The sequence below is a fragment of the Haloferula sp. A504 genome, assembly GCF_044385805.1.
Taxonomy (GTDB): domain Bacteria; phylum Verrucomicrobiota; class Verrucomicrobiia; order Verrucomicrobiales; family Akkermansiaceae; genus Haloferula.
This window is the reverse complement of record NZ_JBISBU010000003.1, coordinates 196,977-214,931: the sequence shown is the minus strand read 5'-3', so window position 1 is coordinate 214,931 and position 17,955 is coordinate 196,977. Positions and strand designations below refer to the sequence as shown.

Sequence of the window (17,955 nt, the reverse complement as noted above, 5' to 3'; positions counted from 1 at the left end):
GGGCCCCGCGAGACTGAAAGTGGTGGGCATGGCCGGGACTTGCCGGCCAGAAACCCTTCCCGGCGTCACGATTTCGGATTGGCCAGCGAAGCCGTACGAGAACCTCAGTCCGCCCTTGCGGCGGGGCCTTCTCCCGGGCCGACGCCGGCAGGCAGGCATCCCCCATGTAGACTGCGGCGATTCATCGCCGCTTTGATGGAGGCGATTCATCGCCGATGGCCCGGCTCGCATTGAAATGCTTCGCCAAAGCGGCGATGAATCGCCGCAGTCTAGATTTTCCGACCGCCCTACTTACCGAAGACCTGAAGCCGGAAATACGGGAGGGACATCGGGACCGACACGTCCGGCCGCAGACCACCGCATCGCGGTCACCCCAACCGCTCTGCCTTGCCGCCTCTCCAAGCGGTGCCATCAGACCCTTGCCGGACGCCGACGACGGCGACGACGCGCGCCATTCGGCTTCGGGCCATCCTTGCGCACCCCGTTCCTTCCCTGCGGGCGCACCTGGAGCTTCTCCAGGCCTTCGAGATGCCAGTCGTGATCCGCATCCACGGCAATTTCATTGCGGATGAGCTTCTCGATGTCGCGAAGATACTCGCGCTCGTCCGGCGAACAGAAAGACACCGCATGGCCGGTGGCGCCGGCCCGCCCGGTGCGTCCGATCCGGTGGACATAAGCCTCGGGCTCGTTGGGAAGATCGAAATTCACCACCAGGGTCACCGCCTTCACATCGACCCCGCGCGCCGCGACGTCGGTCGCCACCAGCACCGGCAGACGGCCTGCCCGGAACTTGTCGAGCGTGCGGTCACGCTGCGCCTGCGAGCGGTTGCCATGGATCGCCTCGGCGCAAACCCCCTCCTTGGAAAGTTGCTTCGCCAGCTTGTTGGCGCCGTGCTTGGTGCGGGAAAAGACGATCGCCAGCTCACCGTCGCCCTGGGCCTTCAGACGCTCAAGCAGCAGTGCCCGCTTGTTCTCCTTTTCGATCATGCAGACGCGCTGCTCGACCTTCTCGGCGGTGGTCACTTCGGGCTCGATGCTCACCGTCACCGGATCCCTCAGGATCTCGTGGGCCAGCTTGACGATCGGGTCGGCGAGCGTGGCGGAAAAGAACAGCGACTGACGCTTCCTCGGCAGCATGGAGACGATCTTCTGGACGTCCCGCTGGAAGCCCATGTCGAGCATCCGGTCGACTTCATCGAGGACGAAGAACTCGACCGAGCCGAGATCGATGAAGCCCTGGTTCACGAGGTCCAGCAGGCGGCCCGGACAGGCCACCAGCACCTCGACACCGTTGCGCATTGCATTCTCCTGCGGACGCTGACCGACGCCGCCATAGACCAGCGCATGGCGGATCTTCAGGTGGGCGCCGTAGGTTTCGAGGCTCTTGCCCACCTGGCTGGCGAGCTCGCGCGTGGGCGTGAGCACCAGCACCCGGGCGGTCTTCCGCTGCACCCGGCGCGGGTCGCGGTGGAGCGCATCGAGGATCGGCAGCGAAAAGGCCGCCGTCTTGCCGGTGCCGGTCTGGGCGCAACCCAGCAGGTCGCGGCCATTCAGTAGATGCGGAATCGCCTGCGCCTGGATCGGCGAGGGCGTCGTGTAGTTGCGCTCGGTGAGCGCGCGTTGGAGGGGCGCCGCCAACGGCAGCGCCTCGAAGGTATTCGGAGTCATGTGGTCAGTCTTGCCCGTCTGCCGAAAGATGGCTCGGGCGGAATCGATGAAGGGTGGTTGGATGAACCGCTACCCTTTCCTCTCATCGATGAAGGCCGGACACGGATGGGTTTGAACAAACCCGCTTGCCCCGGAAACTCTCCGGGCGGCGGAGCCATTACGCGGGAAAACCGGCACTGGCAAGGCCGAACCGGAGGATCAAAACGAGCCAAAACCTTGATATCGCTCGGTCCGAGACCCTCTTGTGGCACAAACTTCATGAAAAACGGTACGGTTCGGTGGAGGGAATTTTCTCGTGCCAGAAAGGTTTCGATGGACATTTGGTCGGTGTTTCACGAAGGTTTCCAAGTAATTACAACATGAATACTCGCGAAATCCATGGAAGGCGGCCGCCCTCCCTTCTCCGGAAGCGGGGCTTCGCTCTGGTGGTGACCCTTTCGATGATGGTCCTTCTCGCCCTGCTTGCCGTGGGACTGTTGAGTCTGAGCACCATCGCCCTGCGCTCGACCGATACCGGCGGCGCGATGGCGGAAGCCCGCGCCAACGCGCGGCTGGCACTGATCATTGCCGTCGGCGAGCTGCAGAAGGAGATGGGGCCGGACATGCGGGTCAGCGCCGAAGCGGCGATTTTCGATCAAACCGAAGCCAGCGAGAAGATCGATGGCGTGAACCAGTCCCGATGGCTGGCAAGCTACGATTCGTGGGGCGGCTGGCTGAATGCCGACTACACACCACCCGGACGCAGCACGCTGCAGATCCAGGACACCTACACGCCCCGCCGGGAGGCCATGTTCCGCCGCTGGCTGGTCTCGCTTCCGGAGGCTGCCCGGAATGACGTCAGCGCACCCCTCCGCTCGGGTACCTTGGACGAATCGAATTCCGTGATTCTGGTCGGCGCCGGCTCACTGGGCGACTCCGCCCAAAGCCATCCGGACCGGGTCACGCGTGCCTACCTGACGCGCATCGGAGACACCGGGCGCCAGGCGTGGTGGATCGGCCCGGAAAACCACAAGGCGCGCATCGACAAGGCCAAGCAACCGCGTAACCTCGCGGCCACCGACTGGGAGGTTTCCCAGGGCGACACGGCCGAAGTCGGCATCGGCGTCCTGCCCGGCTTCGGCGGCCTCGATGCCGACGGCAGCCTCAGCGAAAAGCTCGCCACGCGCCAGACGCTCCGCCCGGCCGGAATCGATGCCGACTCGGTGGACCGGCACTTCTTCGACCTCACCCCGGCAAGCCGTGGCGTGTTGGCCAGCGTTCGCACCGGCCACCTGAAGAAGGATCTGAGCCTGCTCTTCGAGAAGGACAAGTCCGAGCTGCCCGAGCCCTACCGATTCGATCCGGGCGACATCCGCGAGCCATCGATCCGCCCGATGAGCCCCGAGATCGCCGGCAAGGCGGTGCTTCCCGCGAGACACTTCGCCCCGTGGCCGAGGATGCGGCATTTCTACCGGATGTACCGGCAGGACAGCGATGCGCTGGCTCCAGGATATCCCTACGGAACGCCAAGCAGTCCAAATACAGACGGTGCCCCGGCACTGAGGTGGAGCGGTGCCTTACCATGGGCGGACTGCAACTTCAGCACCAGGGCCTCGGATTGGGACGGTCAGGACTCCTACCCCCGGTTCCCTATTGTCACTCATATTACCTACATCCTCAAACTTAGAACTACTCCTAACTCGCGTAATGCAACCGAACGCAATCTGGAGTCGCTTGCCGCGCCTGTTTATGTGCTATGGAACCCATACAATGTGGAGTTAAGGGTCCCGGATAAGGCGTTTATGACGAGGGATGGGCTGTCGGAAGTTCAGCCTCTGGAGGCGATGATCTACCGACCGGATGGAACGCAGGACCCCAAGACCCAAATCAATTGGAGTCAGTATAAAGGCCCATTCAGTTCACACCACGGGCCCGAAATGTCAGACGTGCGCGATGACATCGTCTTCAAACCGGGTCAGTTCAGGATTTTTTCACCGCTCCGGATCGGCGAGCTACAAGATTCCATAATCTATCATCCCGGCTTTGATCCTTCATTACTCGGTGGCGCTGATCGGGGCCTTGATGCAACAGCCAGAATTAACCAAGAGCCGCCGAGGTGTGAATTCCACATAGGATGGGGCACTTACTATCGATGGAATACGAGAAAGGGGAATACTCCGGCATCGTTTGTCGCTGAATTCCGGTGGCTTCCAGCTCGCAATCCTAACGATAGTAGTAGTCGGTCTAACTTGCCGTTGAATCAACACGTCGACTGGTTCAACACACAACAGTACGGGACACTCATCTCGCCGCAGGGAGGAGACCGCTTTCTCTTGAGTGATAGTGAACCACTTGAGGTTGGTTACTTCCAGTTGGTACTCAAGGGACTCCGCGACCATTCTTATCCGACAATCAGCTGGGAACAGGACTGGCGTTGCCGAAACTGGATACAGGCGCCCCCGTATTACTTCGTGAAAGGGCTCTACATGTCGGAAGATCCAAAGATTGCCCATACCCAGAGAATCGATTGCCCCTACGAGTTCAGGTTTGGACCAATAGCGGGAGCGGGTTTGGACTTTGATGACATTGTTCCCAATGTCGGAGAGAGTGCGTTAATGGGACCTGAGCTACCTATTACGGCCGCTCCTGCATTGGAACTCCCCACCGCCCCCATCGGCAATCTGGCCGGCTTTTCGGGCATGCGGGTGAACCCGGGGTGGACCAACCCTGATGTCCTAAACTCGAGGTGGGGCAGAAGTTGGTCACCCGCCGGCTCGAATACGACCGGCAACTCACTGTACGGTGCCGAATCGAAGGCTAACGCATACCAAAGTGGCATTACAGGCCCGGGGATTGGCAATTCATTTCTCCATCCCATGATCGGCAGGACTGAAGTCTACCGATTTTTCAACAACTCCATCAGCATGGAGATGTTGAACGAGGAGGATGTTGCCGCGGGCCATGCGGCAACCGACACCCAGGCCTACTGCGATTACTGGGATCATGTCCTGCTGCTCAACGACGCCCTTTGGGACGACTACTTCGTCTCGTCGCTGGCGGATCAGACCCGCCCCGGGGCATCCGCCGGGGCCAGCCTCGATGCCAATCTGGAGAAACTCGTCAACGGTGAACCCTTGGCGAACTCGCGCTACCTCCCCCATCTCGGCGGGCGACCGGTCAGTGATGTGAAGGCCGACCTGGAAGCCGAGGATGGCTACCTGAAGGCAGCCGCCCACCTGATGGTCGACGGCATATTCAACGTCAACAGCACCTCGGTGGACGCCTGGCACGCCCTCTTCGCCGGCATCCGGGAGCGCCAGGTCGTCTATCGCGATCAGAACGGCAATCTGAAGACGGTCGAGGTTCCGTCCGGCAAGCGCATCGCCCTCTCGCGCTTCAACACCGCCACCACCGACCAGGAAGGGATCGACCCCACATCCGGAATCGACCGGGACGACGGCATGAAGGCTTGGTCCGGCGTGCGGTTCCTCGACGACGACCAGTTGCGCAAGCTCGCCGAGGAATGCGTCAAGCAGGTCAAGCGACGCGGGCCCTTCCTGAACTTTTCCGAGTTCATCAACCGCCGGCTTTCCAACGACGATCTGGGCATCATGGGAGCCCTGCAGGCGGCCATCGACTACGACGACGACAACCCCGAATCCGGATCCATCAACTATGACTTCAAGAGCAGCTCCGATTACATGCTCGATGATGCTGATCTTGGAAATCACGAGTTCCAGACGCCCGAGGCCGCCGTGGGCTCCCGCTTCGCCGGCATTCCGGGATACGTCATCCAGTCCGACCTGCTCAAGCCGATCGCCAACACCCTCTCGGTGCGCGACGACACCTTCCGCATCCGGGCCTACGGAGAATCGGTCGACGAGAATGGCGAGGTGATTGCCCGCGCGTGGTGCGAGGCGATCGTCCAGCGCATTCCGGAATACAGCGACCCCGCCAACGGCCCCGAAGTCCCCGCCCGCCGGATCGACGCCGACGGCAATTTCTCGGACCTCGACGACAGCGACCTGACCCCGGTGAACCGCCGCTTCGGACGGAGGTTCGAAATCGAGGGTTTTCGTTGGCTGAACGCCTCTGAGGTCTAGACTCCCGCCACGTGTTCGCCGCCATCAGCATGAGACGAGTCTTCGCCTGCCTTTGCCTCCTGTCCACGGCGATCCTGCCGCTGGCCGCCCAGGACGACCGGGGCGGTGAGGGTCGACGCAAGCCCGGCCGGTCCGCGTGGTTTGCCTGCACCTCCCTGCCAAAGGATTTCGAAAACCCCACCAAGATCCTCGCCGGCGAGACCATCACCGAACTCGAGATCCCCCGCTACATGGCGAGCGACCCGGTGAAGATCCCCAAAGACGGCATGCTCCGCCTCGTCGCCGAGGACCCGGATCCGAGTGATCCTGAGAAAGCTCAGTTCCGCATCCTTGCCGAGGCACAGGTTCCCGAAGGTGTGCGTGAAGCCCTGATCATTCTGGTGCCCCTCCCGGAGCCTAAGGACGACCTCATCTTCACCGCCAAGGTCCAGAATCTGGCAAAATTCAAGGGCGGAGACCGGCTCTACATTAACCTAAGCCGCGAACACGTCCGTGTGAGACTGGGCAAGGATACTGTGAACCTTCCTCCAAAACACGCCGACATCTATAAGGCGCCCGCCCTCACCAAGCCGACCAACATTGCCGTGCTCTACGAGTTCTATCACGCGGCCAGGAAAGAGTGGAAAATAATCAGCGGCTCGACCGTGGTGCTGCGGCCCACCCGCCGGAACATCTTCGTCTTCAACGGAGGTTCCCGTCCCGGGCAGATCAAGAAGCACAAGATCCTGTTCCCGCTGCCCATCGAGACGCCGGAGTGACCGGAGGACGGCGAGCCTGCATTTCTCACGGGTGAGAAATGCATCTGGCCGCAGGTCAGACCGATACGCCGCTGGAGGAGCCAAGGACACAACCATCCCCAACCTGCGGCGACAGCCGCCAAGCCTGGCCTGCCATTCGTAGCTTTCGCGAACGCGAAAGCGAAGAATGGTCGGGGTGGCGGGATTCGAACCCACGGCCTCTTCGTCCCGAACGAAGCGCGCTACCAGGCTGCGCCACACCCCGATATCTGAAACCGCCCAGCGCCCGGGCGGGCGGCTTCTTTCTCCGATTTGCTCCCAGGCTGCAAGACGAAATCGTCCGTCCACCCCGGATTTCGCCCACCCCGGACCGTCCTTCGACTCCACTCCAGATCCCGCTTCACGGATCCACCCCGGGTTTCCTAGGCTGCAGCGGCAGGCATTCATGGCGGAGAAGCTATTCCAGAAAGGGGGCAACGGACTGGTGGCCGAGTACCAGTGTGCGGAAACACTGCACCGCGAACTGTCGGACCAGGGCGTCGCCTGCGCGCCCTCGCGGGCAACGCTTTCCCGGCAGGTGCGGGAAGCCATCGACCGGGTCGCCGGCGACCTCTCGAAGACCCAGCGCGAACGGGCGCTCAACCAGGGCAACGCCCTCGGCGAATACCTCGCCGGCAAACTGCTGAAAGAGCCCGAGCTTCTCGGATTGCCGGCCGATCTCTCCGGTCACCGACTCGCCTCCGCAACCATCACGCCGACGGGCCACCTCACGAACAAGAACGGCAGTTCGGACATCGATCTCAGGTTGGACTACGGAGACCGGGGAACGCTGAAGCTACCCGTCAGCCTCAAGGCCTATCGATCGTCCACCTCGAGCCTCGGCAGCAAGAGCGCGCGGGCGAGCCTCGCCCGGATGTTCTTCGGTGCCCCGGAGGTCTCCGATGAGGACTTCCTGCGCATGTTCGGCCCGGATGCTCGCGATTTCATCGAGTTGCTGGAGCAGTTCAAATCGACGGCGGAGGAATTCTACGATCACTCGGCGGAAGGAAAGGCCTTCCTGGACGCCTTCGAGAAGGAGCGCGGAACCCGCAAGGTGAACAACCCCTTGCGGCGGGCCCAGGTGGGGGACTACTTCGAGAAGCAGCACGGCTTCACGCCCGAACACGAGTTTGCCCGGCTCTATGCAAACATGTTCAACACCGGATTTTCCCGGGTGGGGCGATTCATCGAGTGGGACACCTTTCTGCAGGGGGCGGAGTTCGTGCTCGGAGTGGATGACAGCATCCTCACCCTGAATGCCATCGCCGGCGACGACGGCGAGGTCACCCGGATCGTCAACAGCTTCACCTCGGATGCTTATGGCAAGCTGCGGGCCACGCTGGTCGAAGGCTGCCAGTTCCGGCTGACGCCGAAAGAGCAGTCTTCCATCATCAAGGTTCTCCTGACCAACGGGAAGCTGGGCTTTGATGGCCTGACGCTGGCCGTCTGGAAGGACGCCACCATTCAGTTCAAACTCACCAGCTGACCCGTGACCAGGAGAAGGAAGAGAGTCGTCGCCGAAGAGCAGTTCTACACGCCTGCGGCCCTCGCGGGAAAATGTGTCGATGCACTTCTGCGGCACTGCTCCTTCGACGAGTTCGACTACATCCTCGAGCCGAGTGCCGGGAAGGGTTCGTTCCTCGATCACCTGCCGCCCGACAAGACCCTGGCGATCGACCTGGACCCCAAGGACCCGCGCATCGGCAGGGCGGACTTCTTCGACTGGAATCCCCCCCTGCTGCACGGTCCCATCCTCACCGTGGGCAACCCGCCTTTCGGAGCGCGGGCCGGCCTTGCGGTCCGCTTCGTCGAGCGCGCCTGCTCGTTCAGCGACTGCGTCGCCTTCATCCTGCCCCGCTCGTTCCGCAAGCACACCTTCCTGAACCGGGTACCCGGGCACTTTCATCTCCAGGAGCAGTTCGACTGCGACACCTTCGAGCGGGATTCCGGCGAGCAGAGGACCGTCAAGACCGTCTTCCAGATCTGGAAGCGGGAAGCCCATCCGCGATCCAAGATCGTCCTCGCCACGAGCCATGAGGACTTCGAGATGAAGCACTTCCACCTCTCCCGGACGTCGCCTGAAGCGCTCGCCCGGGCACGGGCCGAGTACGACTTCGCACTGCCCCAGGTGGGTGCCAAGTTCGTGCCTCGCGACGTCGGAGACATCAACGCCGGCAGCTACTGGTTCATCAAGGCCAAGGTCTCCGGCGTCCGGGAGCGGTTCGAGGTGCTCGACTTTTCGTTTCTTGACGGCCTGAACACCACCTTCATGAGCCTCTCGAAGAAGGACATCATCGCCGCCTACATCACGGCGGCACGATCCGAGACGACCCCTGCTTCCTGAAGCGAAGCCGGGATGGCCAACAGGTTGCAAAACTGGCCGAGAGCCAAAAAAAGTGGGGGCCGCGCACTCACGCGGCCCCCGATGTTGTCATGAAATCTGTGTCGCGGGAGTCGACCCCGGCTGACGGCGTCGAGAATACCCGATTCGTCGAGTTCGTCATGTCGCCATTTTTTGGGACACGGATGGAAAAGCCCCGTGACTCGATGAGTCACGGGGCTTTTCGAAAAGTGGCGCACCCGTAGGGAGTCGAACCCCAAACCTCCTGATCCGTAGAAAGACAATATTTGGAGCAGAATCGCTGGTTATCAGATATTTATGGACCTCCCACTAAGGATTTCCTTGCCAGTTGCCAAGCCAGTTGCCAAGCCCAATATGCAGTGGCAACGCACGATAAGACCAAGCACTTCAAGATCGAGGATTACAAGAATCCTTCTGGTACGATCTCACACCGAGTGAGCGGGCGGAAGGCCAGCGGTGAACGCGTCCGGAGGAATTTCGCGAACTACGCCGAAGCCTTGCAGGCGATGGCCGACTACGAGGCCGGCTATGAGGACGCGGACGGCAAACTGGTGCCCCGGCGCACTCGCCTTTCGGAAGCTCAACTAGCCGATGCTGAGGCCGCCATCACCGCGGCCAACGGCAGGAATCTATCCCGAATTGTCTCGCGCCACGACGCTCTGCAGGCACGAGCGAACAAGCATAGCGTAGACCTAGACACCGTCATCCGCTTCTTCGAGTCGCACTACCGCGAAGAAATCCGTGAGATCACAGTTTTCAACGCCTACCGCAAGTTTTTGAAGGCTAAGGAGGTCACCTCTCCGAAGACCCAAGAACACTACAAGTCCAGCCTCAAGAAGCTCCTGAAGCCGGAACCCAACCGCCTACTGCACAGCTTCACAGTGACCGACATGGAGGACATCCTTGAGACGTACAAAAGCCTCAACTCAAAACGCACCATGCGACGTTCACTGTCTGCCTTCTTCAACTGGGCAGTGCGACATCACTACACCCTAGAGAATCCCTGCGAACGACTCGACAAGATCCCTCGTGACATGAGCGAGATTGGGGTGCTCACGCTCGAAGAATGCAAACGATTGCTCTGCGCTGCCATGCATCTCCACGAAGGGGCTGCTGCGGCAACCGTAGCGCTCGGGTTGTTCGCTGGACTCCGCCCCAGTGAAATCCGGGATCTGAAACCGTGCGACATCGGCAAGGGCAAGATTCGGGTGTCGGGCGGAAAGCTGCGCCGCGCGCTCAAGCGCTCAGTGCCGATCCCGCCGGTGCTGAAGGTCTGGCTGGAGAAATTCCCGTTCAAGGGCCTGCCTCCCGGCTGGGACGGCAAGCTCAAGATCCTAAAGAAGGCCACCGGCGCACAGAATTGGACGCAGGATGTGATCCGCCACACCTCGATCAGCTTCCAAGCGGAACGAGACCAAGACGAGGCGTTTACAGCCCTCAAGAACGGCACATCGAAGGAGATGATGGACGCCCACTATCGGCAGGTGGTTGACGACGAGGATGTCGTCAGCGCGTTCTGGGATCTGCTCCCAGATCGAGTCGAAGGCACGGAGTTGAAGTCGGCTCTGCCGACCCCGCAACGGTTCGACTATCCCTCCAAGGCCAAACTCAAGCACCTAGTCTGGAAGAAGCCCCTCACCCACATCGCCGCCGATCTCGGCGTCAGCGACGTGGCTCTCAAAAAGCACTGCACGAAACTCGGCATCGAGCTGCCGGGGCGCGGCTTCTGGCAGAAGGCTGCGGCCAAGAAGAAGTAGCCCGCCAAACCCGTTCAAGATCCACCGGGTAATCCCGCGGACTGCCTCGAACTCCTGCCGAGCCGGGCGATCACCACCCTGCTCGCGGGTCTGTCAGCATCCGGTAATCCTCGGGCACCACTGGCTGAAATCTGGCGTGCCACGGACAAATGCCGTGGCACGCCTATTTCATTTCCGGCACACCAGCTTCACTGCTCCTCGTCCGAGCAGTCAGGGCGTTGGAACAACGACACTGGAGTATGGAATGGATCCATAGTCTTGCGTAATGGAATCAAGACGAACGGGCACCTGGCCCCTGGTCCTTGCACGAGACATCGACAGCCGTCATATGACAGCTGATCATCGACGTCCAGATCTGCAACGATTAGAGCCACGTTCCTCAGGTTCTCCTGGGAGAACACCACATGGAGGATATCGTGCCGCTGCAGTTGCCGCAGACCCGATCCGCAATACTTCTCCGGTTGGTTGTATATGCTTTCCAGCACCTCGCACGGCCCTTCAAACATTTCCACCGGCAGCGGGTCGAACGGAGCGGAGTAGTCCTTCCATTCAACATCCTCCTGCCGCAATCCGGGCGAAACGCCATCAATGCGATAGAGGACTTCAACCACCCCATCTTTGGCAGATCCCTGTTTCCCAGGAATCACAACGCGTTGCTCTGCGACCTCGTGGCTTTGCACGCTTCCGCCGTCAGAGCAGTTGTCAACGGGTTCGGCAACGACTCCTTCAGAGCCGCTCGTCTTCACGGCACCAGCATTGGCGTCGTGATCATTGGCGCTTTGATGAGCGCCCTCTTTGGTGACGCTTTTTGAAGCGTCAGCTTTGTCTTTCATTTCTATTTGATTTTTGGTTTCACTGATTTGAATACACAATTGTCTATTGGTGGGAGTCGCCGGATCCGTTAGAACCGTGATCCCAGTCATGCCGCACGAGAGCCTCGTGTCGGCCAACAGCAGCCACCTTCGGACGGGGACCACCTCGTCCACCGTCTCCGGGGCTCAAATGGGCACGCTGCTCCGACGAACGGACATCAACGCGCCTCGCTGATCACTTCAGGATCAAATTTCGGTCTCAAATCGACCGATTCACATAGTGCCATTCAGGCCTCTCCCGTCGAACGGGTCAAAAGGATCAGCCTCGGGCCCACGACTCCCGGATAAACGAAAGTGGGATGGCGAACGCCGGCACAGTATTACCGGCGGCTCCCAGATGGGAGTCTTTAAGTGCGGCTCCCGGACGGGACCCGTCTGCTGCACGCCCTTCTGAAGCGGGCGATAATGTCGATGTGCTGTGCACCTTGGATTTCAGTTTTGTCAGGCCTTTCCAGACCCAACAGCGGATACGAAATCACATTTCCCCGCGAGGTCCAGAAAAAATCGTGGCCAACCCCGCACGGTCGCCAAGGGCTTCGCACGGACCGGGGTTAAGAAGCAGGTCGTCGGTCAGATCACCCGGGACGCAGTGGTCCGTCTCAAGTTCCAAGAGGGCCTGACGCTGACACAGGTCGCCAAGCGCCTAGGCCTGGAAGCGACATCATTCGAGGCCCGGAAAGACGCCCCATTTGTCATTTGCCAAGATCCCCCGGATCCAGCCTTTTGCGCTGTACCTTGCCACCGTCCCAGGCGACAATACGGGCATGAAAAAGATCTCGATCTTCCCCGACTCCATCCACTGGGAGGAGGTAGGCAATCTAGCCTTCATCGCTCGCGGCTTCGTGGACCTCTTCGAGCGATTCGACACGAATCCTCCACGCACCCTTCCGATCTTCGAGTCCGCGATCAGCTTTGCCGAGGCAAGGGCGGAGATAGGAAACAATCCACTTCCAGAGCATGATCCTAGTTTGCCTGAGGAACTGTTTGACGAGGCAAGGCTCGAACACGTTCGCACCTGCGTAGATGCCAACTACTCCAATGCCCGGGAGATGCTCATTGAGGCAGCGATACCGCCTATGGAAGCGGGTTTCGGCGAGGAAGCCATCACCTACTTCGTGGTAGCAGAGACTGTCTATAATGCGTTCCACGCAGCCCTGGAAGGGCATGAGGCACACTCGGCGGCTGCCTGAGCGACACGCTCAATTCAGGGACGATTCCGCTGTACCTCCGGCGCAGGCCAGGCCAGAATCGGAGGCAATGAGCACAACCTCCGAATCCCCTGCCACCAAGCGCTGGCCCAAGGTAGCCAGTCTCGCCCGGATAGCACGCCAGCTCCTCCCCCTCTGGCAGGCACGCAACGTTAGATCTCCTCACCTGATCCCCCTGCTCGAAGCTGCCATCACGGTCACCGAGGCCCGGGCCGAGATCGGCGACGGTGAACTGCCCGACTACGATCCCGAGCTCCCGGTCCAGCTCATCGACGAGAACGAGCTGGAGGCGTTGGGCAGGTGCGTGGATGCGATTTACCAGGCGGGGAAAAATTTGATGGCCGATGCGTTCTGCTTCGCGGAAGCGGAGGACGATTTCAGCCGTGAAGCTGTGGCCTACGCGACGGTGAGCGAGGCGGTGTGGAAGGCCTTCAGGGCGGCGTTTGGCGAAGCTGATCAGTCCTGATTCACAAGCGCTATTCTCGCCTGCGGGCGAAGACGCAGATCACCACTGAGAACGTGGCGAGTAGGGCGGACGAGGCTTCAGGCACCGCGTTTAGTTCAGTGATGGCAATCCACAAATTCTCAGTGGACTGGGACTGAGCTGTTGACGTGGCGCCTATCCGGGGATCTTCAAACTCAGAAAGATTCGGCAATACCATCGGCAACTCGGTCGAAGAAAAGATCGACTCGTCGTAGTCGTGAAGGACGATCTGCAGCGGCGTGTAGTCCGCTAGGCTGATCCCGCCCAGGACAATATCGGGATCCAATAGGAGCTGAAAGTCGTCCCGACCGTATGTTCCGTTGCGGATCACGATGAGATCAGCCACGGAAGAAAACTCTGCCGTCTCGACCCGGAACCAAGCCGTTTCATAGACGTAGTGAGCCCACGTGGGATAGCTTACTGTCCCAGTCTGGGGGACTTGGTAGCTGAAACCGCCTGTCACAACAGCCCCTGCCGAAATCGTGCCGAAGTCCGAGGTGAAGGTTCCCGTGAAGCTGTAAGAAACCAGCACCCCTTGGCTCGTTGACACGCAGGCCAGAAGCAGGAGTAGTCCGACAAACCCTTTCGATCTCGACGCCTTGCTCATGATCTAGGTGATGTGCTCCTGCCCACTACGATCATCTTGCCTCAGCGATGAAGAACGCCCTCTTCACCGGCCCCCCAACCGGATCGTCCGGGAGCTCCACGTTCCCGCTGAAGGTCGTTCCGTCGCCGGGGATGGTCCCCAGCTCGTTCCACGGCCCGGTCAGATCCGGCGACCAAAGCACCCGCAAGTCGGCGAGCGGTAGCGGCCCGTTCTTCACCCCGACGTTGAGATTCACCCACTTAAAGCCTGTGTCGTCCTCCACGGTGATGCCGTTGGTCGAAAGCGTCGCGCCTGCGGGATAGGCGACCTTCATCGTCATCATCAGGGGGGCGGACATTTCGTTCCATGAACAGCTCGTGCAGGTGGATGGGCCAAACACGCTCTTGGAAGAGAATCCGGCACCGCTTCCCGGGGTTGAGCGCCCTTTCCAATCAAAGATGCCCGCAGTGCTTGGCGGACCATCGTGGGTGTTGGTGAGTGCCACCCAGTAGTCCTTGCCCGGCTGCAACGACAGGCTCAGGCCACTGAAGGTCACATACTCCGTCCCGTTGGGGAAGGTCCCAAGCGATGTCGACCATCCATCGAATAGAACGGCAATCTGAGCTCCATCGGGACGGTCCGCGCTCCCTTCAAAGATTGAGAACCTGCACAGACCATGACGCGCCACTGAAAGACGCGCTGTGACCTCGTTCAGTACCACGCTGAAGCCCCCCGTCGTGAAGTGTTGACCGGCCCTATCGCCGGGACTGTCGGTGCCGGAGTTGAACTCTTCCCCCGTCTGGGGTGAGCCAATGCTATCGAAGAGCACGAGTGGTGTCGCGAAGCATGGCAGGATCAGAGCTGCCGCTGCGGCAATGCCGGGAAGGAGGCGGGAGGTCATCGCTTTCTGGGGGCTGTGGACGACAGCCACGAGCCCAATCAGGAGCGGCGATTCCCACCGTGAAAGTGCTCCGCTGTCAGAGCAATATCACGATTCGAAACGGCTAAGGTCAAGCTCCGATGCCGGAGCAACCGTCCCCACGCAATCTCGTCGGTCCCCGGGTCCGAACGCTACGGGTGCAGGCCGGGCTATCGCAGGAGACCCTCGCGGCGAAACTTCAGCTCGCCGGCTGGGATCTCAGCCGGGGCGGACTGTCCAAGGTCGAGGCCCGGCTGCGCCGCGTGTCGGACGCCGAACTCTGGATTCTCAAAGGCGTGCTCGGCTGCGAGATCGGCGACCTGTTCCCGGGGAGGGTGCAGAAGCTCGAGCTGGGGCAGGTGCTGGAGAGGTGATTTGGGGTGGTGATCCAGAGTTCACGACCGAGTCGCAGCAGCTGGGACCATTCCCTCGGACTGGCGAAAATCCCCCATCTTTGTAGCGGCACTTCTCCGACCCGGGAGGTAGGATCCACCCCCTCATGCTCCCCGTCCAGACGCTCACCTTCGACCTCCGCACCCGCACCGCCGACTTCGGCACGGCGCTGCGCCGGCTCGACCGTGCGCTGCCCAGACGGAGGCGCGAGGAGGCGGTGCTTTCCCACGATGGCGAAATGCTCCACATCGAGCTTGGCGGTGGCACCCTCACCGTCCCGGCGGAGGGAACCTGCGACGCCCAAGTCCGCGTATCCGCTGCGGCGCTGCTCCGCTTCCCCCGGGTGCTGCCGCGCGACCCGGTGCTGCACCTGCGCGCCCTCGACTACCGCCTGGGGCTTGGACCCTGCTCGCTCCCCTGCTCAATCCAGCCGGCGTGGAGCAAAGTCGTCGATCTGCCAGCCGGGACAAGCACCGAGGATGCCCTGCGCGCGCTGATAGTGGAGGATGCCGAGGATCTCGTCGCCTCGGGACTGGCACCCTTCATCCTGGCTCACCAACGGACGCTGATCAAGGTCATCGCGGAAGACCTGGCTGAACAGGGTTTGCTGGATTTCGACGGTCACGGGAGTGGATCGGAGAGGTGGTGAGACCCTGCTACCCTCCGAAGAAAATCACCGCGCTTTCGAATGTTCCGGTGCCCTCAGGGGAAGCTGAAGACATGCTCCCGCACCAACTCCCACCGCATAGCAGAGCAGATCGCTCCACAGGAACCCGTGGCCGAGCACAAGCGCGCCGATCCGGGTGTCCCTCACCGCGTTGATCCACCCGGCCTGGTAGAGTTGGCTGAACTCGACGGCGAAGGACAGAGCCAGCGCCATCACCGCGATCTTCCTTGTCGTCATCCCCGGGAAAACAAAAGCGATTACCAGGAACAAGGTCAGCGCCCACAGCGTGTCGCCGGCGTAGGTGGCGATGAAGGCGGGCAGGTGGACGGCAAGGGACGACCGCGAGGCGAGCCCGGCGGCGATGGTGAGTCCGATCAGGGCCGCGTATCGCAGTAGGCTTCGTCGATGGGCTTCTTCCGGGTTCATCTCAATGGCGAGAGTCTCGCAGGAAGCTCGGCAGCCGGTATGTGGGCGGCATGAAATCACGGTGAAGTCTCGTCCCGCAAACGTTACCGATCAGTGACACTTCCGGCACCTTCACTCTCCCTCGCCCGACCACTCATGCCACCCCTTCATCCCGAGCACCCCGGCGACTTCATCGACCAGGCCATACCATGCACCCGGCTTGAGTCCGTCCCCGGCATCACCCTCGTCCAGTCGAACCCGGACCAACTCCTCGAGCTTGCTGGCCAGCGGGAGGTTGCCGGTTGATTGGTAGAGACGGGCGAAATCCGTGGCACCCCGGGTGAGACGGTCGATGAAGACCGCCATCGCGCCGTTCAAGGCATCGACACGCTTCAGCATTGCAGCGGGAAGAACCTCGCGCTTCCCCTTCGCGAGGGTCATCGAGGCGGCGTTGTGCGCCTGAAGGGTCAGGGCGCAGAACTGAGCCTCGCGCAATGCCTCCACTTCCGCGAGTTGGCGTTCGATGGCCATGTCCGTCGGCAGGCGGAGCAATCGGTCGAGGGTGTTGTTGACCGTCTCCCGGATCATCGCGAGATACTTCCCCTCGTCGTAGTTCCCCTTGCGGACGATCCGGCGGATCTCACCGTGCATCGACTCGACCGCCGCGTCGATTCCTTCCCTGGTGACCACAAACAGACGGCGACAATCCGCCTCCCGGGCCCCCGACTCCAGCAGGATGTGCCAGGCCTCGTGCGCCAACGCGTGATGCTTGAGCATCACCGCCGGAAGCTGGCTCTGGATCGCGACCTTGTGATGATCGAGACCGTGGTCCCAAGCGAACTCCACCGATGAATGAAGCGTTCCTTCCAACTTCTCCTCAACCACCCTCACCGGCACCCCGGATTCCTCTTCGGCCCTCTTCCGCAGCTCCTCAGCCACCTGTCGCGCCTCCTCCGCGCGGTCGTTGCCGACGATGTTGGTCAGCTTGAGGAAGGTGTCGCGGGCAGCCTCCAGCATCCGCCCGAGCCGAGGGTCGGACAGTTCGCACTTGGCGAACATCGCCCGCAACGCTGCCAGCGCCTCAGGAACGGCCTCACGCCCGAGGAAGACCATCGAGCGCCCGTAGTGGGCGTTGGCGAAGCCGGGGTCGATGCCGAGCACCCGGTCGAACTCCTCCAGCGCCTCCCGGTCGAGTCCGGCCTCCAGCAGCGCCCCGGCCAGGCTGTTGCCCGCGACGGGGTTGTCGGGCTCCAGCTCGCAGGCCCGCTCGAAAAGCCGACGAGCCTCCTCGCCGCGATCCTCCATGCGGGCGTAGCGGTTGCCCAGGATGACCAGCGCCTCGGCGTCGGTGGGGTCGACCTTCAGCACGTCGAGCAGGGCGTCCTCCGCCTCCTCGCCCCGACCGAGCTCGTTGAGCGCCATCGCCAGGTTCCGTCGGGCGTCGTGGCGTCCGGGGTCGAGTTCGAGCACCCGGCCAAGGATACCCACGGCCTTGGACAGCTCGCCCTTGCGGGCACGCTCGACCGCTCGGCTCATCAGCCGCTCGGCCTCGGCGGTATTCTCGTCGGGAGCCTCCGGCCAGGTCAGCGTGACCATGCCGTCCTCCAACCGGACCGCCGCTCCGTCCGCCACCCGGCCCAGCAGCCGGCGCAGTTCGGCCTCCGCCGCCTCGCCGTCCGGATGTCCGAGTGCTTCCAGCGCCTCCTTGTCCGCAGGGCCGAGGGGCACTCCAGCGGCGGTCTTGCGCAGGTCGTCGAGGTGGAAGGAGATCGTCAC

General features: G+C 61.7%; 15 protein-coding genes and 1 tRNA gene. 9 read left to right on the top strand and 7 right to left on the bottom strand.

What is annotated here, in order from left to right:
* Positions 1 to 411: 411 nt before the first annotated feature.
* The gene (locus ACG2LG_RS02945) at positions 412 to 1,668 is read right to left on the bottom strand and encodes a DEAD/DEAH box helicase (RefSeq protein ID WP_396256158.1); all 1,257 of its coding nucleotides are present in this window, start codon (positions 1,666 to 1,668) and stop codon (positions 412 to 414) included.
* 359 nt (positions 1,669 to 2,027) lie between these two features.
* Between ACG2LG_RS02945 and ACG2LG_RS02940 the strand changes: the two genes are divergently transcribed.
* Both ACG2LG_RS02940 and ACG2LG_RS02935 read left to right on the top strand, forming a co-directional pair.
* Positions 2,028 to 5,750, top strand: coding sequence for a hypothetical protein (locus ACG2LG_RS02940; RefSeq protein ID WP_396256157.1), 3,723 nt, complete (start codon positions 2,028 to 2,030; stop codon positions 5,748 to 5,750).
* Positions 5,751 to 5,779: 29 nt separating this feature from the next.
* Positions 5,780 to 6,508 (top strand): hypothetical protein, encoded by a 729-nt coding sequence (locus tag ACG2LG_RS02935; RefSeq protein ID WP_396256156.1) that lies wholly within the window; start codon positions 5,780 to 5,782, stop codon positions 6,506 to 6,508.
* A gap of 167 nt (positions 6,509 to 6,675) precedes the next feature.
* On the opposite strand, the gene ACG2LG_RS02930 is transcribed toward ACG2LG_RS02935, so the two are convergent.
* Positions 6,676 to 6,752 (bottom strand) — tRNA-Pro (locus ACG2LG_RS02930).
* 180 nt (positions 6,753 to 6,932) lie between these two features.
* Between ACG2LG_RS02930 and ACG2LG_RS02925 the strand changes: the two genes are divergently transcribed.
* From ACG2LG_RS02925 to ACG2LG_RS02915, 3 genes are all read left to right on the top strand, one after another.
* Positions 6,933 to 8,012, top strand: coding sequence for a hypothetical protein (locus ACG2LG_RS02925; RefSeq protein WP_396256154.1), 1,080 nt, complete (start codon positions 6,933 to 6,935; stop codon positions 8,010 to 8,012).
* Positions 8,013 to 8,015: 3 nt separating this feature from the next.
* Positions 8,016 to 8,870 carry a hypothetical protein gene (locus tag ACG2LG_RS02920; protein ID WP_396256152.1) on the top strand — a complete coding sequence of 285 codons (855 nt, stop codon included), beginning with the start codon at positions 8,016 to 8,018 and terminating at the stop codon, positions 8,868 to 8,870.
* Positions 8,871 to 9,247: 377 nt separating this feature from the next.
* A complete protein-coding gene (locus ACG2LG_RS02915; RefSeq protein WP_396256151.1) occupies positions 9,248 to 10,645 on the top strand; it encodes a tyrosine-type recombinase/integrase in 1,398 nt (465 codons plus the stop codon).
* 188 nt (positions 10,646 to 10,833) lie between these two features.
* Here the strand turns inward: ACG2LG_RS02915 and ACG2LG_RS02910 are convergent, their stop codons facing one another.
* Positions 10,834 to 11,568 (bottom strand): hypothetical protein, encoded by a 735-nt coding sequence (locus tag ACG2LG_RS02910; RefSeq protein ID WP_396256150.1) that lies wholly within the window; start codon positions 11,566 to 11,568, stop codon positions 10,834 to 10,836.
* A gap of 713 nt (positions 11,569 to 12,281) precedes the next feature.
* Here ACG2LG_RS02910 and ACG2LG_RS02905 point away from each other — a divergent pair.
* On the top strand, positions 12,282 to 12,707 hold the full coding sequence (locus ACG2LG_RS02905; protein WP_396256148.1) for a hypothetical protein: 426 nt from the start codon (positions 12,282 to 12,284) through the stop codon (positions 12,705 to 12,707).
* Positions 12,708 to 12,774: 67 nt separating this feature from the next.
* Entirely contained in the window at positions 12,775 to 13,191 is a 417-nt protein-coding gene (locus ACG2LG_RS02900) for a hypothetical protein (RefSeq protein ID WP_396256147.1), read from the top strand.
* 10 nt (positions 13,192 to 13,201) lie between these two features.
* Here ACG2LG_RS02900 and ACG2LG_RS02895 read toward each other — a convergent pair whose 3' ends face one another.
* Positions 13,202 to 13,816, bottom strand: a complete 615-nt coding sequence (locus ACG2LG_RS02895; protein ID WP_396256145.1) for a hypothetical protein — start codon at positions 13,814 to 13,816, stop codon at positions 13,202 to 13,204.
* A 31-nt stretch (positions 13,817 to 13,847) separates the two neighbouring features.
* Positions 13,848 to 14,696: a choice-of-anchor R domain-containing protein gene (locus ACG2LG_RS02890; RefSeq protein WP_396256143.1), complete on the bottom strand. Its 849-nt coding sequence runs from the start codon at positions 14,694 to 14,696 to the stop codon at positions 13,848 to 13,850.
* Between the two features lie 119 nt (positions 14,697 to 14,815).
* Here ACG2LG_RS02890 and ACG2LG_RS02885 point away from each other — a divergent pair, with 119 nt between their 5' ends.
* Both ACG2LG_RS02885 and ACG2LG_RS02880 read left to right on the top strand, forming a co-directional pair.
* Positions 14,816 to 15,088 (top strand): helix-turn-helix domain-containing protein, encoded by a 273-nt coding sequence (locus tag ACG2LG_RS02885; RefSeq protein WP_396256142.1) that lies wholly within the window; start codon positions 14,816 to 14,818, stop codon positions 15,086 to 15,088.
* A 125-nt stretch (positions 15,089 to 15,213) separates the two neighbouring features.
* Complete coding sequence (locus tag ACG2LG_RS02880; RefSeq protein ID WP_396256140.1) at positions 15,214 to 15,756, top strand: hypothetical protein; 543 nt, start codon at positions 15,214 to 15,216, stop codon at positions 15,754 to 15,756.
* 24 nt (positions 15,757 to 15,780) lie between these two features.
* Here the strand turns inward: ACG2LG_RS02880 and ACG2LG_RS02875 are convergent, their stop codons facing one another.
* Together ACG2LG_RS02875 and ACG2LG_RS02870 are read right to left on the bottom strand one after the other, a co-directional pair.
* Positions 15,781 to 16,200: a DUF2809 domain-containing protein gene (locus ACG2LG_RS02875; RefSeq protein ID WP_396256139.1), complete on the bottom strand. Its 420-nt coding sequence runs from the start codon at positions 16,198 to 16,200 to the stop codon at positions 15,781 to 15,783.
* 111 nt (positions 16,201 to 16,311) lie between these two features.
* Complete coding sequence (locus ACG2LG_RS02870) at positions 16,312 to 17,955, bottom strand: tetratricopeptide repeat protein (RefSeq protein WP_396256138.1); 1,644 nt, start codon at positions 17,953 to 17,955, stop codon at positions 16,312 to 16,314.

What these genes read in the sequence shown, in the direction of transcription:
- ACG2LG_RS02910 (WP_396256150.1), bottom strand. Translation starts at nt 11,568, where the DNA reads ATGACTGGGATCACGGTTCTAACGGATCCGGCGACTCCCACCAATAGA.
- ACG2LG_RS02945 (WP_396256158.1), bottom strand. Translation starts at nt 1,668, where the DNA reads ATGACTCCGAATACCTTCGAGGCGCTGCCGTTGGCGGCGCCCCTCCAA.
- ACG2LG_RS02940 (WP_396256157.1), top strand. Translation starts at nt 2,028, where the DNA reads ATGAATACTCGCGAAATCCATGGAAGGCGGCCGCCCTCCCTTCTCCGG.
- ACG2LG_RS02900 (WP_396256147.1), top strand. Translation starts at nt 12,775, where the DNA reads ATGAGCACAACCTCCGAATCCCCTGCCACCAAGCGCTGGCCCAAGGTA.
- ACG2LG_RS02890 (WP_396256143.1), bottom strand. Translation starts at nt 14,696, where the DNA reads ATGACCTCCCGCCTCCTTCCCGGCATTGCCGCAGCGGCAGCTCTGATC.
- ACG2LG_RS02925 (WP_396256154.1), top strand. Translation starts at nt 6,933, where the DNA reads ATGGCGGAGAAGCTATTCCAGAAAGGGGGCAACGGACTGGTGGCCGAG.
- ACG2LG_RS02880 (WP_396256140.1), top strand. Translation starts at nt 15,214, where the DNA reads ATGCTCCCCGTCCAGACGCTCACCTTCGACCTCCGCACCCGCACCGCC.
- ACG2LG_RS02895 (WP_396256145.1), bottom strand. Translation starts at nt 13,816, where the DNA reads ATGAGCAAGGCGTCGAGATCGAAAGGGTTTGTCGGACTACTCCTGCTT.
- ACG2LG_RS02875 (WP_396256139.1), bottom strand. Translation starts at nt 16,200, where the DNA reads ATGAACCCGGAAGAAGCCCATCGACGAAGCCTACTGCGATACGCGGCC.
- ACG2LG_RS02935 (WP_396256156.1), top strand. Translation starts at nt 5,780, where the DNA reads ATGAGACGAGTCTTCGCCTGCCTTTGCCTCCTGTCCACGGCGATCCTG.
- ACG2LG_RS02885 (WP_396256142.1), top strand. Translation starts at nt 14,816, where the DNA reads ATGCCGGAGCAACCGTCCCCACGCAATCTCGTCGGTCCCCGGGTCCGA.
- ACG2LG_RS02905 (WP_396256148.1), top strand. Translation starts at nt 12,282, where the DNA reads ATGAAAAAGATCTCGATCTTCCCCGACTCCATCCACTGGGAGGAGGTA.